The 12,555-nt window shown below is 65.4% G+C and carries 10 protein-coding genes and 1 CRISPR repeat array; of the genes, 7 read left to right on the plus strand and 3 right to left on the minus strand.

Features of this window, described 5'->3' with window-relative positions; translation table 11 throughout:
* The first annotated feature begins 16 nt into the window (after positions 1 to 16).
* The 4 genes from EUC46_RS01560 to EUC46_RS01575 all read left to right on the plus strand — a co-directional run bounded on the left by EUC46_RS01560 (position 17) and on the right by EUC46_RS01575 (position 5,439).
* Positions 17 to 1,045, plus strand: a complete 1,029-nt coding sequence (locus EUC46_RS01560) for a hypothetical protein (protein ID WP_128772447.1) — start codon at positions 17 to 19, stop codon at positions 1,043 to 1,045.
* 56 nt (positions 1,046 to 1,101) lie between these two features.
* A complete protein-coding gene (gene cas1 / locus EUC46_RS01565) occupies positions 1,102 to 2,733 on the plus strand; it encodes a CRISPR-associated endonuclease Cas1 (protein ID WP_128772448.1) in 1,632 nt (543 codons plus the stop codon).
* Positions 2,733 to 3,032, plus strand: a complete 300-nt coding sequence (gene cas2, locus EUC46_RS01570; protein ID WP_128772449.1) for a CRISPR-associated endonuclease Cas2 — start codon at positions 2,733 to 2,735, stop codon at positions 3,030 to 3,032. The genes cas1 and cas2 overlap by 1 nt, the downstream gene beginning before the upstream one ends.
* 178 nt (positions 3,033 to 3,210) lie before the next feature.
* Positions 3,211 to 4,252: a CRISPR direct-repeat array (repeat unit 36 nt; unit sequence GTTGCAGTTCCTTCGGGAACTGCACTTCATTGAGGC).
* 368 nt (positions 4,253 to 4,620) lie between these two features.
* Positions 4,621 to 5,439, plus strand: a complete 819-nt coding sequence (locus tag EUC46_RS01575) for an HAD-IIA family hydrolase (protein WP_128772450.1) — start codon at positions 4,621 to 4,623, stop codon at positions 5,437 to 5,439.
* 937 nt (positions 5,440 to 6,376) lie between these two features.
* Here the strand turns inward: EUC46_RS01575 and EUC46_RS01580 are convergent.
* Positions 6,377 to 7,204, minus strand: a complete 828-nt coding sequence (locus EUC46_RS01580; protein ID WP_128772451.1) for a MerR family transcriptional regulator — start codon at positions 7,202 to 7,204, stop codon at positions 6,377 to 6,379.
* Between the two features lie 89 nt (positions 7,205 to 7,293).
* On the minus strand, positions 7,294 to 8,043 hold the full coding sequence (locus tag EUC46_RS01585; RefSeq protein ID WP_128772452.1) for a DeoR/GlpR family DNA-binding transcription regulator: 750 nt from the start codon (positions 8,041 to 8,043) through the stop codon (positions 7,294 to 7,296).
* Positions 8,044 to 8,242: 199 nt separating this feature from the next.
* Between EUC46_RS01585 and EUC46_RS01590 the strand changes: the two genes are divergently transcribed.
* The 3 genes from EUC46_RS01590 to EUC46_RS01600 are packed head-to-tail and all read left to right on the plus strand — an operon-like array spanning position 8,243 to position 11,334.
* Positions 8,243 to 9,637 carry an ABC transporter substrate-binding protein gene (locus EUC46_RS01590; protein WP_206645856.1) on the plus strand — a complete coding sequence of 465 codons (1,395 nt, stop codon included), beginning with the start codon at positions 8,243 to 8,245 and terminating at the stop codon, positions 9,635 to 9,637.
* 6 nt (positions 9,638 to 9,643) lie between these two features.
* Complete coding sequence (locus EUC46_RS01595; protein ID WP_128772454.1) at positions 9,644 to 10,528, plus strand: carbohydrate ABC transporter permease; 885 nt, start codon at positions 9,644 to 9,646, stop codon at positions 10,526 to 10,528.
* Complete coding sequence (locus EUC46_RS01600) at positions 10,525 to 11,334, plus strand: carbohydrate ABC transporter permease (RefSeq protein ID WP_128772455.1); 810 nt, start codon at positions 10,525 to 10,527, stop codon at positions 11,332 to 11,334. Before EUC46_RS01595 ends, EUC46_RS01600 begins: the two co-directional genes overlap by 4 nt.
* Positions 11,335 to 11,567: 233 nt before the next feature.
* On the opposite strand, the gene EUC46_RS01605 is transcribed toward EUC46_RS01600, so the two are convergent.
* Positions 11,568 to 12,455, minus strand: a complete 888-nt coding sequence (locus tag EUC46_RS01605; RefSeq protein ID WP_128772456.1) for a fructose bisphosphate aldolase — start codon at positions 12,453 to 12,455, stop codon at positions 11,568 to 11,570.
* Between the last annotated feature and the right edge of the window lie 100 nt (positions 12,456 to 12,555).

Genomic DNA, 12,555 nt, shown 5'->3' on the forward strand with positions numbered 1-12,555 from the left:
GAGCATCACGAGCGCTTTGACGAGCTTCGCCGGATTGGGGCTGGCACTCATCCTGGAGGCCGATGGGGCGCAACGCGTCCGCCTGGGCTGGACGGACGAGGAAGAACCACGCATGGTTGTCACCGCCGCCGGACTCGACGACAAGATGATCGCCGACGCCGTCCACCGGCACGCCGAGGCGTGCACGCGGGAGGGCAGTTGGGTTCAAGCCGATCTGGACGGCCCGCCGTGGAATGAGGACAGCGCGGTTTTCAGTCCTCGAATCAAATCACCGCATGCGAAGGTGAACAAAGTCGCGCCATCGCAGGATCAGGTGATCGAGCGGTGGAGGGCCCTACAGGAGGCACGACACTGCGGCATCGACCGGGAGGGGGACGGATCGGATTTCGGGGAAGGGCTCGAGTTCATTGGAGCTCTCGGGGAACCCGCCTATTGGCGGCTCAGCGATAAGGACCCCGTGCCGGATGAGGGCGCCAGTCGCTGGGAGATGGCAGCACGAAACAGCGGAGCAGACTTCGTACAGAATCGACTGCGGCACCTTGCCAAGCATGTTGCCGCGCGTGACGTTGATGGGGTTCACAAAGGCCTGGACGGTCGACATCGCATTGACGAGGCCTACAAGGGGAAGCGGTCCAAGGAATCCCGAACGCCGACGGGCTTGACGACGCCCCGGTGGACCGACAGCGCTCTTGCCTGGTGCGCCTTGTGGGGGATCGCATCATTCCCGGTCATCCATCGGGTTGAGGGCGCGTCTGTTACGGCCGCCGCCACGCCCGTCGGCACATTCTACCCCGGGGCCATGGTGCTGCCGGTCTTCGTGGGACCGCACTCCCTCGAGCGGTGGCGGGCGCTCCTGGTTTCGGATCAGCTGATCCGAGCTCGGTCCGCGGATGATCTCTCCGCCCGCACCTGGCTGGCCGCGCATGGCGCCAGGGCTGTCATCACGTTTGCATTCCATCTCAGCGACGGCTCGCGCACTCGCGAGCGCTCATTGGGCGTCGGGGAGTTGGATGTTCTCGGGGAGGCCCTGCCTGTCATGACGTGACTTCAGCGCGGCGGCGCCGTCGGCCTCTCGTTGAGGGTCTTGTAAGGAGAGACATCATGGGAACCGTAACTGAGGCGGCCAGCGAATCGTCGGCGACCGGGGATCCGATCCCCATCAGCTTGGTCATCCACACGATCTACTGTCCGCGGCGCGCGTGGCTGGATTCCGTCGGGGAGAAGACGGATACGATGCAGATGCAGGCAGGACGAGACTCGCACCAGCGCACCGACGATCCGGCTCAGAGTCGGCCCGCCGAGCACCGTGCCGTGGACGTGCGCAGCGAGTCCCTTGGACTATCCGGCCGCTGTGATGTCCTTGAGGGAGCTCCCGGAACGCCGCTGACAATAGTGGAGTACAAGGCGACACCGGTGCGACGCCGCCCCGACGTTACATATGCGAATCGCGTGCAGCTCGCCCTTCAAAAACTCTGCTTGGAGGAGATGGGCGAGAGGGTCGAGAAGACTGAGGTCTATTTCACCGGGCACCGCCGCCGCGTGGAGGTCGATCTGACCGACGATGACTTCGTGGCGGCGAAGGACGCCGTCCATCGGACGCGCAGCATCATCTCCTCCGCGACGGCACCGGCGCCGCTTGATGACGACACTCGGTGCGGTTGGTGTTCTCATGTCTCGGTATGCTTGCCCTCGGAGCACCGGTATGAGCAGCCCCGACGTCGAATCATTGCCGCTGCTCCGGACGCCCAGATCGTTCATTGTGCAACCGCCGGGGCGCGGGCCTCGCTCAAGGGCGGCAGGCTGGAGGTGAGTAAACAGGGCGAGCAACTCATGAGTGTGCCCATGGAGCGAGTTCTCGGCCTTGTCATCCACGGAAACGTTGATGTTTCTTCCGCTCTGCTTCGTGAGATGTTCTGGAGGAATCGGTGCGTGGTGTGGTGCTCCTGGTCCGGCCGGGTCATCGGCTGGTCCCATGGGGCGGACAGTCCAAACGGACTACAACGAGTTCAGCAGCACGTCGCCAGCTCGCAAGGTCGACTCGATATTGCTCAGCAGATGGTATCAGCGAAGATTGCCAATCAGGCAACCCTTCTGCGCCGGAACGGAAATGCGCCTGACCTCGTGGCCCGCATGCGGCAGCTGCAACACTATGCCGCCAGAGCCGCCAGCCTCAATGACCTCATGGGCTTCGAAGGAGAGGCCGCGGGATTGTATTTTGAGGCATTCGGGTCCATGCTGGAAGGTCCGACCGCCGAGTTCGCCGCATCACAGTGGACCGGGCGGCACCGCCGACCTGCGCCCGATCCCGTTAACTCCGCCCTTGATTACACATACGCCCTGCTGCTTGGTGAGTGCATTCGCGCTCTTGTAGCATGCGGGCTTGATCCGCATGCCGGGTTTCTCCATTCCAGTACGCGCAACAAACCCGCACTGGGCCTCGATCTCATGGAGGAGCTCCGTGCGCCCGTGGCCGATTCCGTGGTGGTACGCGCCCTGCGTAACGGCGAGCTCGGCGCCACCGATTTCACACAGCGGATGGGGGCATGTCGCTTAACCGATCGGGGCCGTAAGCAGCTCATTGCAGGTTTCGAACGCCGTATCGAGACGTCGTTCAAGCATCCCGTTTTCAATTACGATGTGACGTGGCGGCGTGCGATCGAGGTTCAGGCTCGGCTCATCCTCGGAGTGATCGATGGAACTCAAGCAAGTTACCGGGGAGTGACCGTACGTTAATGCGCGATGACGTGAGGCGGGTTCTCGTCGCCTATGATATTCCATCCGACCGGCGCCGGACGAGGGTTTCAAAGAAGCTCTCCCAGTACGGCGATCGGATTCAGTACTCGGTGTTCATCGTCGATGCCGCTCCTGCCCGGCTCCTGCGTCTGCGCGGTGAGCTGAATGCGATCGTCGATCCTGACGCGGATTCGATCCTTCTGTGCGACCTCGGCTTGCTGTCGACCGTGGATGAGCGGAGGTTCAGCTACGTCGGGCTGACGCGAACGATCACGCCGGACGGCCCCCTCATCGCCTGACGCGAGCGCTCCGGTGGTCCGGGATCCCCGGTCAGCGCTCGTCGCCCAGCTTTTGGCGTTCTCATGCCGATTCACGGAGATGGTGCGGTCGAGCTGAGGCTCGACCCGAGCTACGCATAGCCGAGCGGTCGCAGTCGGTTCGCTCGCCAGCGGCGTCGTAGGCTAGACTACGGGGACTGTTGCAGTTCCTTCGGGAACTGCACTTCATTGAGGCCGTGCTTAACCGACGGGGTTACATCGACCTCAAGTTGCAGTTCCTTCGGGAACTGCACTTCATTGAGGCGTGGCGGAGGAGTCCGCCGTGGAGCTGGATCTCTAGTTGCAGTTCCTTCGGGAACTGCACTTCATTGAGGCGCGCAGTCCATGTCTGAAGGATACTTGAAGATGATGTTGCAGTTCCTTCGGGAACTGCACTTCATTGAGGCGCTTCCGCTTGACCTCAGAAGAAAAACCCCCGAGAGTTGCAGTTCCTTCGGGAACTGCACTTCATTGAGGCTCAATTCATCGTCCCCTTCCGAGACAGTAGTGCCAGGTTGCAGTTCCTTCGGGAACTGCACTTCATTGAGGCCAGTTCGCCGTTGGACATACCCTTCACATTCATGGTTGCAGTTCCTTCGGGAACTGCACTTCATTGAGGCCCATCCAAGAGGGCGTCGTGCAGATAACCCGGCTTGTTGCAGTTCCTTCGGGAACTGCACTTCATTGAGGCTTATCTGGTCTGTGTGGTCTATCGGAGTTGCCGTGGGTTGCAGTTCCTTCGGGAACTGCACTTCATTGAGGCATTCGAACACGTCGAGCACATTGTTGTAATCAAGCCAGTTGCAGTTCCTTCGGGAACTGCACTTCATTGAGGCGAATGGTCACCGTATACATACGCGACTGCATAATGGTTGCAGTTCCTTCGGGAACTGCACTTCATTGAGGCATATCTCCATGCACCAGGACTACAGCCAGGTGCCCGGTGTTGCAGTTCCTTCGGGAACTGCACTTCATTGAGGCGCGATCAGCGTCACCCCGATGGGGATGGTAATCGAAGTTGCAGTTCCTTCGGGAACTGCACTTCATTGAGGCCCCAGGATGTTCTCCTGGATCGTCTCCAGGGACTCGCCAGGTTGCAGTTCCTTCGGGAACTGCACTTCATTGAGGCCCGCACGAGCCTGCTCCAAACGCGACGCACCCGGCATGTTGCAGTTCCTTCGGGAACTGCACTTCATTGAGCGCTGGTACCCGCCCTTCCGGCTCCGGCACATCGATCGCCGTGATGCCGGTTGGCACCGAATACGAACCTTTTGGCCCCGGTCCCCGGGCAAAAGCAGGGGACCGGGGCCAAAAGGTTCATTCTCGGCGTTGCGGTGGGCGGCGTCGGCGGATAGACAGCTGCCGCGCTTCGCGATCCGTCGGCCGCCGTGGCAGCAACGTTGATGTAGCGGATGGGCGCGGACGGCCAAGTCGGCGCGGATCGCCTCCAGAGCCGAACCCGCCCTCGTGGCGGTCGGCCGATCCTCATCCGGCCGGGGCCCCGCATCGTGCACGTCCGGCGCACGCGCGCAGGATATTGTGCTGCATACGTTCACCCTGGAGGTCACCCATGCGCATCACCCCCCACCTCAGCACCCCCGACGAGCTCGCCGCCCTGCCCCGCCCTTCCGCCTGGCTGTGCGACATGGACGGGGTGCTCGTCCACGAGAATCTCGCCTTGCCGGGGGCGGTCGAGTTCATTGCGGCCCTGGAGGACACCTCCACCCCGTACCTGGTGCTGACGAATAATTCGATCTTCACCCGCCGGGACCTTTCCGTTCGCCTGCGCAACTCGGGCCTGACCATCCCCGAGGAGAAGATCTGGACCTCCGCCGTCGCCACCGCCGACTTCCTGGCCTCGCAGCGCCCTGGTGGCTCCGCTTTCGTTATCGGCGAGGCGGGTCTCATCACGGCCCTCCACCAGGAGGGTTTCGTCATGACCGAAACAGATCCGGAGTTCGTGATCCTGGGCGAGACGCGCAACTACTCCTTCGACGCCATCACCCGAGCCATTCGCCTCATTGAGGGTGGCGCGACCTTCATCGCCACGAACCCCGATGTCACAGGCCCCTCCGCCGACGGCGCTCTGCCCGCCACCGGCGCGGTGGCCGCCATGATCACCGCGGCAACGGACCGCGAACCCTACTTCGTGGGCAAGCCCAACCCCATTATGATCCGCGCGGGCCTCAACCGGATCGACGCCCACTCCGAGACCACGGCTTTCGTCGGCGACCGGATGGACACTGACATGCGGGCGGGCCTGGAGGCCGGCCTTCAAACCCACCTTGTCCTCACCGGCTCGACGACGCTCGCCGACGTCACCACCTACCCCTTCCGCCCCATCGCCATTCACGAGGGCATTGGAGGGCTGGTCCCGCTCATTAGCTGAGCATGGGGGCGACGGCGAAGCGGCCGGGGCGGATGACCGGCGGCGATCGGCTGGCAGATCCTCTTCAGGTGCTGGCACGCCCTGAGCCCTGCTCTGCCTCGCGCACACGCGGACCGTCCGCGCCAGGCTTCCGCACTTCTCACCTGACTCGTGCTGATTTAGTTCCCTGGGCAAGTCAGGCCTGGGATCTCTTCGGCGTGTGCTCGGGTGTGAGCGTTGCACATTCTTTCTGTCCCCGAAGAGTGGCAGGGCGCTGAATCCTGCGGATCTGCTCGGGGGCTGGGGGCCTGGGAAGGAGATGAATGTGCAACGGCGTCGCCGTTGCACATTCATCCTTGTCTAACGGGTGCTCTACAACAAGGGATCGTTGAGATATCAACGATCCCTCGCAGGCCGGTGTAAGAAGAATGTGCAACACCGCCAAGTCCGACTCCTGGCACTCGGGCTGGGTTTGAGTGTGCCGGCGGGCGTTGGAGTGTGGTGAGGATCTTGCGTGCTTCAGGTGTCAGTTGGGGCTGGGCGATCAGGATGTGGTCTGATCCAATCGCCGAAGCGGACATTAACGCTGAAACACCTCGTGCTGCCCTAACCGTAGTGAGTTTCCGGGACCCGTTAACGGCAGGAGAATGACGTCGACTCCTAGTCGATTCTCGACCCGGTTGACGAGGTCCAGTGCGAACCCCTCGTCCAAGAGGTCCCGCACCTTGCACGGCGGGAGCCCCTCAATAACTGAGGTCATGCGAAGCTGGCCTGCCGGTACAGGAGTGCGACACTCTCCAAAATCTCCCGATCCTCATGCGAATGGCAGGAGTAGGTCCTGGAGACACCGTCGAAATCATGCCTGGCCACTGGGCGCGCCTCGAAGGGGTCCACCTCCCCGCGAGCCCCAGAGCGACCTGGGGCTCGCGGGGAGGTGGTCGGTCCGGGCCCGCCCCGCTCAGGCGAGCGGGACGTGGACCTCGGTGACGAGCTCGGCCTCGCTGACTTCTCCGGGCGTCGCCAGGTAGAGGTTGAAGACGCGGGCCCACACCTGCGTGCTCCGGGCCACGCTCAGGGACTCATCAGTCAGGCGCTTGCCGATGAGGTCATGGGCCTGCGAGATGAGGCTGTAGGGCCCCACCACGCGCGCCACGAGGCAGTCGCGCTCGGGCAACTCCAGCTTCTCGACCGGAGCGCGGACCTCGGTGTGCGGGGCCACGGGCACGAAGACCGACAGGTCGACGTCGTGCTCGACGTACTCGTCGGCGTGCTCAATGGCACCGCATGGGCCAGTCGGCTCGATCCCCTGCTCGGTGAGAATGGGCAGGAAGCGCTCCCACAGCTGCCCTTCGTCGCCGTAGGTGGGCACGGTTGCGCGCAGGGCGGCCACCGTCATGGCGGGGATGGTGCGGCGTTCAATGGTCACGGACATGGTTGACTCTCCTTCGTTGAGCATGCGGTCGATGAGGGTGAGCCGACCTTGGGCCGCGCGCAGTTCCTCGGTGAGGGCCTCGCGCTGGAGTCTTAGCGCACTGGGCCAGGCCGGGGTGCCGCGGGCGGCGAGGAGGGCGGGAATGGCGGAGACGCCGATGCCGATGTCGCGCAGGTTCCGCACGTCGGCCGCATCCCGGAGCTGGGCCGGGGCGTAGCGGCGATAACCAGTGACCGGGTCGACGTCCGCGGGGACGAGGACGCCGTGGGCGTCGTAGTGGCGGAGCATGCGCACCGACAGGCGACTTCGGGAACTGAACTGCCCAATGCCCATGAGCTTCGTGATCTCGGCCATGAGCACAGCATGAGGCCTCCCACGATGTGAGAGTCAAGCACTGCGACCGGCCGCCGCCCGCGCTCCCCGCCGACCCACCGGCCCGCGCCTCAGGCGTAGACCACGTCCGTACCCGAGCCCTCCAGTGCGGCCAGCTGCGCCGTCGAGGGCGGCGCGGTGGTCACCACCGTCTGCAGGTCGCTCAGCGCGCAGACCGCGAGCAGCCCGGTTCCGGGGAACTTGTCGGTCGTGGCCACAAGGCACGTGCGCTCGGAGGCCGCCCGGATCGCCTGCTTGATCGGCACCTCCACGCCCGTGGAATCCAAGACCGTGCCGTCGGGTCGGATTCCCGAGGTCCCCATGAAGGCGATGCCAGCGCTGAGCTGGGCCAGCGCCTGCTGCGTCAGCGACCCCACCAGTGAGAGGTACGAGGCTCGCAAGAGCCCGCCCAGCACAATGAGCTCAACTGTCCGGTCATTGCGCAGCTCATCGACCACCGCCAGCGAGGCGGTGACCACCGTAATGTCCCTGCCGCGCAGGTGCCGGGCCACCGCCGCGCAGGTGGTGCCGATATCGAGCAGGACGACGTCACGATCCTGAACAAGACCGGCGGCCGTGGCCCCGATCCGGTCCTTCTCCTCGGCATAATGCGTGGCCACATGTGCGAATGGCTGATCATCGACCTCCACCGCGCCACCGCCGCGCACCCGCTGCAACAGCCCTTCGCGGTCCAGCGCGTTGAGATCGCGCCGGATGGTCGACTCCGAGACGTCAAGGCGCCTGGCGAGATCGGTCACCGAGGCACCTCCGCGCTCCCTCACGAAGGACAGGATGGCCGTGTGCCGTTGCTGGACCAGCATGACCACACCCTATCCCACTTCGAGCACTATCGTGCAGAATCGTTCAAATTCAGTCAGAATTGGCGTAGACTCGTCCTCGCCACACTCTTGCGCAGCCCCGAACCGGCGCGTCTGAGACTCCGCCTGACACCGCCGTCGGCGATCCATCGTCTCGGCCGACCGCCGGGGCGCCGTCCACCTCATGAGCAAGGAGAACCCCGTGCGCCGCACCCCCACCCCCGTCACCCAACGGGCCCACCACCTCAGCCGTCGCCACGTCATTGCGGGCGCCGGGGCCCTGGCGGCCCTGGCCGCCCTGTCCGCCTGCGCGCCCTCCGGCTCCGGCTCGGGCTCCTCGGCCGGCCCCGTGGCGGTCTCAACCGATATCGCCGGCCTTCCCGACCAGACCCTCACCGTGTGGGACCAAGAGGTCCGCGGCGGCCAGAACGAGCAAATGGAGACCCTCAACGCCGCCTTCATGGCCGCCTACCCCAACATCACGATCAAGCGCGTCTCCCAGTCCTTCGACGACCTCCAAACCACCCTGCGCCTGGCACTGACCGGAGACGACGCCCCCGACGTCGTCGAGGCCAACAACGCCCGCTCCACCATGGGGCAGTTCGTCGCCGCGGGCCAGCTCATGAGCCTCGACCCGTGGATCACGACCTACGGCTGGGACTCCAGCTACAGCGCCTCCATCCTGGCCTACTCCTCCTACTCCAGCGACGGTGCCACCTTCGGCGAGGGCTCCCTGTGGGGTCTGCCCCAGGTCGGCGAGGCCATCGGCATCTACTACTCGCCCTCGCGCCTGAGCGCACTGGGCCTGTCCGCCCCCACCACATGGGAGGACTTCACCGCCCAGCTGGCCACCATCAAGGCCGCCGGACAGGTCCCGCTCATGCTGGGCAACGTCGAGAAATGGCCCGCCTTCCACATCTTCGGCCCGGTTCAGGCCGCACACGTCCCCGCCGACCAGATCCGCGCCCTTGGCTTCGGCAACCCCGGCGCCTCCTGGAACACCCCCGAGAACCTCGCGGCGGCCACCGAACTCCAGGACTGGGCGAAGAACGGCTACTTCAACGACGGCTTCAACGGCGTCGACTACGACTCGGTGTGGCAGGACTTCTCCCAGGGCACCGGCATCTACCTCATGGCCGGCTCCTGGCTCGCCCCGGACCTCAAGGCGGTCCTGGGCGACGACGTGCGCTTCATGCTCCCGCCGAAGTCCGCCACCATGGACAAGCCCGCCACCACCGGGGGCACCGGGCTGCCCTTCGCCATCACCTCAGCGGCCAAGGACCCCAATGTGGCCGCGGCCTACATCAACTTCATCACCAACGCCGAGGCCATGAAGGTCCTGGCGGAGACCGGCAACGTGCCCGTCAACGGCGCCTCGACCTACGCCGAGGGCCAAACCGGCGTGGTCCACGACGTCATGACCGGATTCGACACCCTCACCACCCAGGGCGAGGTCCTGCCCTACCTCGACTACGCCACGACCACCTTCGACCAGGTCCTCGGCGACTCACTGCAATCCCTGCTCGACTCGCGCACCACGCCCCAGGACTTCCTGTCCGCGCTGGAGGCGGCCTACACCGAGCACACCGCCGGGTGAGGCCCGATGACGCCACCTGCCACCATCCGGCGCGGACGCACCATGGCCATCGTCGGCCTGCTGACGCCGCCCCTGATCGTCTACGGCCTATTCATGCTCTACCCGCTGGCGCGCGTTGTCACACTGTCCTTCTACGAGTGGGACGGCCTGGGGGTGGGCCGGTGGGTCGGCGTCGAGAACTACATGACGACCTTCTCCGACGACCGCCTCGCAGGAGCCTTCGGCCACGCCCTGGTGCTCATCGTCTTCTACGCGCTGCTTCCGCTCATTATCGGCCTGCCCCTGGCCACGCTCCTGACCCGCAGTGAGCTGCGCGGCATCGGCCTGTTCCGCACGGTGGTCTTCCTGCCCCAGGTCATCGCCATGGTGGTGCTGGCGGTGGCCTGGCGCCGGATCTACGCCCCCGACGGCCTGCTCAACAGCGTCCTGCGCGCCGTCGGGCTGGACGGGCTCACCCGCGCCTGGCTCGGTGACTTCTCCACGGCGCTGCCCGCCGTCGGCCTCATCGGCACCTGGGTGAGCACCGGACTGGTCACCGTTCTGCTCATGAGCGGCATCGCCGCCATACCCAAGGACTACTACGAGGCGGCCATCCTCGACGGCGCCGGCTGGTGGCAGCGCTTCTGGCACATCACCATCCCCGGCGTGAGGGCCGAGATCCTCGTGTGCCTCACCCTGACGATCATCGCCGCCCTGAAGACCTTCGACCTCGTCTATGTCACCACCTCCGGCGGCCCTGGCTCGACGACGACGGTCCCCAGCTACGAGGTCTACAACCAGGCCTTCCGCCTGGGCAGCGTCGGGACGGCCTCCTCCCTGGCCGTCGTGCTGACCCTCGTCATCTTCGTCATCAACCTGACGATCAACCTGGTCGGGGAGAGGCGACGATGAGGGCCTCGCGCATGGAGAGGGCCGTCAACTACATGGTCCTCGTCCTCTTCGCCGCCCAGGCCCTCATCCCGGTGCTGTACGTCGTCATCCTGTCGCTGCGCTCGGAGCGGATCGGCGACGACTCGTGGGGGCACGTCGAGAACTACGCGACCGCCTGGGAGCAGGGGCGCTTCTCCCAGTACATGGCCAACTCGGCGATCATTGCCGTGCTCGTCGTCGGGCTGGCGCTCGTGCTCTCGCTCATGAGCGGATACGTCCTGGGGGTGCTGCGGCCGCGGGGCGGAAACGTCCTGTTCTTCGTGTTCCTCCTGGGCATTATGGTGCCCAGCGAGGCCATTGTGCTGCCAATGTTCTTCGACATGCGCGCCCTGGGGCTGACCGACACGGTCTGGGCGGTGGCCCTGCCCCAGACCGCTCAGTCGCTGGCATTCGGCACCTTCTGGATGCGGGCCTTCTTCCGCGGGGTGGACCCGGCCATCCTCGAGGCCGCACGGATCGATGGCGCCGGCGATCTGCGGATTCTGGTCTCGGTGCTCCTGCCCATCGGCAGGCCCGCGATCGTGACGCAGGTGGTTCTGACCTTCATGTGGACGTGGAACGACTTCCTCATCCCGCTGGTCATGTCGCCCTCGGGCGCCATGCGCACGGCCCCACTGGGGTTGGCCTTCTTCCAAGGGCAGTACACGCAGGGCTCAACCCTGCTGGCCGCCGGCGCCGTCCTGGTCGCCCTGCCAATGGTCATCCTCTACCTGGTGCTGCAAAAGCAGTTCATCTCCGGCATGACCGAAGGCGCCGTCAAGGGGTAGTTAAGGGGGAGGGGCCGCCCGGCAGCCGCGGCATTTCGCCTTCGAGGCCTTCCGCCCACTTCGAGGCCTTCCGTCGAGTTCGAGCCCGCCGGGCCCGAACTCGACGGAAAGCGCTCTAAGGGCGACCGTCCGTGGCGCTGCACCGCGGCCTGGCGCCCGACCGGGTGACGGAGCCCGGGCCGATCCCCTGCGCGCCCCGGTCAACCTCCGTCAGGTCCTCGTGCCCCTGACCCTCAGGCGACAGAGGCCCGGTAGATGCCCTCGACGCTCGCGGCGAGGGTCGAGTCGAACTCCTCCTTGCTCTGGGAGTCCGACAGCCCCTCGAGGAGGGCCCGCGAGAAGCTGGCGATGAGCCCCGGGTTGCGGGCCAGGCGGGCATTGGCGTCCTCGCGCTCATACCCGCCGGACAGGGCCACCACGCGCATGACTCGAGGGTGCTCCATGATCGGGGTGAACAGGCCGTCCACACTGGGGATGGTCACCTTGAGCATGACGTCGCGCCCCGGGCCCAGGGCATCGAGGCGCTTGGTGAGCGCGGCGATGAGGAGGTCCTCGGCGGCGGCCTTGTCCGGTGCGTGGATGTCCACCTCGGGTTCAATGATCGGCACGAGTCCGGCGTCGAGAATCTGCTCGGCCACCTCGAACTGCTGGTCGACGACGGCGCCCACGCCCTCCGGGTCCGCCCCCAGGATGACCGAACGCATCTTGGTGCCGAAGATCCCGGCGTCCACGGCCCGCTTGAGCAGATCCGCCAAGCCGGGGTTGTCCACCATGAGGCGGGCGGAGTGCTGCTCCTCGGCGAGGCCCTTGTCGACCTTGAGGAAGGGCACCACCCCCTTGACCTCCCACAGGTAATCGGCCGTCGGCTTGCCTTCGATCTGGCCGTCCATGGTGCGTTCGAAGAGGATCGCGCCGAGGATCCTGCTTGAACTGAAGGCCTTCGAGGTGATGACGCGGGTGCGCATCTGGTGGACGAGGTCGAACATTTCGGCCTCGTTCGAGTAGCGCTCGGGGCCTACGCCGTAGGCTGCGAGGGCTTTGGGGGTTGATCCGCCCGACTGGTCAAGAGCGGCGATGAAGCCGGCTCCGTGTCGCATCTGCTGTGCCTGTTGCTGGTTCACGGTTACTCCTCGGGTATGCGAACGCTCGGAATCCGGAGCCGGGCCCGGCGCGGGGTCCCGTACGGAACCGTCGTCAGTGCCCGACACCACCATTCTACGT

Source organism: Actinomyces oricola (assembly GCF_004104015.1).
GTDB lineage: Bacteria > Actinomycetota > Actinomycetes > Actinomycetales > Actinomycetaceae > Actinomyces > Actinomyces oricola.

Excerpts from the sequence above, each read along its gene's own strand:
- cas1 (WP_128772448.1), top strand. The coding sequence starts at position 1,102 with ATGGGAACCGTAACTGAGGCGGCCAGCGAATCGTCGGCGACCGGGGAT.
- cas2 (WP_128772449.1), top strand. The coding sequence starts at position 2,733 with ATGCGCGATGACGTGAGGCGGGTTCTCGTCGCCTATGATATTCCATCC.
- EUC46_RS01575 (WP_128772450.1), top strand. The coding sequence starts at position 4,621 with ATGCGCATCACCCCCCACCTCAGCACCCCCGACGAGCTCGCCGCCCTG.
- EUC46_RS01580 (WP_128772451.1), bottom strand. The coding sequence starts at position 7,204 with ATGGCCGAGATCACGAAGCTCATGGGCATTGGGCAGTTCAGTTCCCGA.
- EUC46_RS01585 (WP_128772452.1), bottom strand. The coding sequence starts at position 8,043 with ATGCTGGTCCAGCAACGGCACACGGCCATCCTGTCCTTCGTGAGGGAG.
- EUC46_RS01595 (WP_128772454.1), top strand. The coding sequence starts at position 9,644 with ATGACGCCACCTGCCACCATCCGGCGCGGACGCACCATGGCCATCGTC.
- EUC46_RS01600 (WP_128772455.1), top strand. The coding sequence starts at position 10,525 with ATGAGGGCCTCGCGCATGGAGAGGGCCGTCAACTACATGGTCCTCGTC.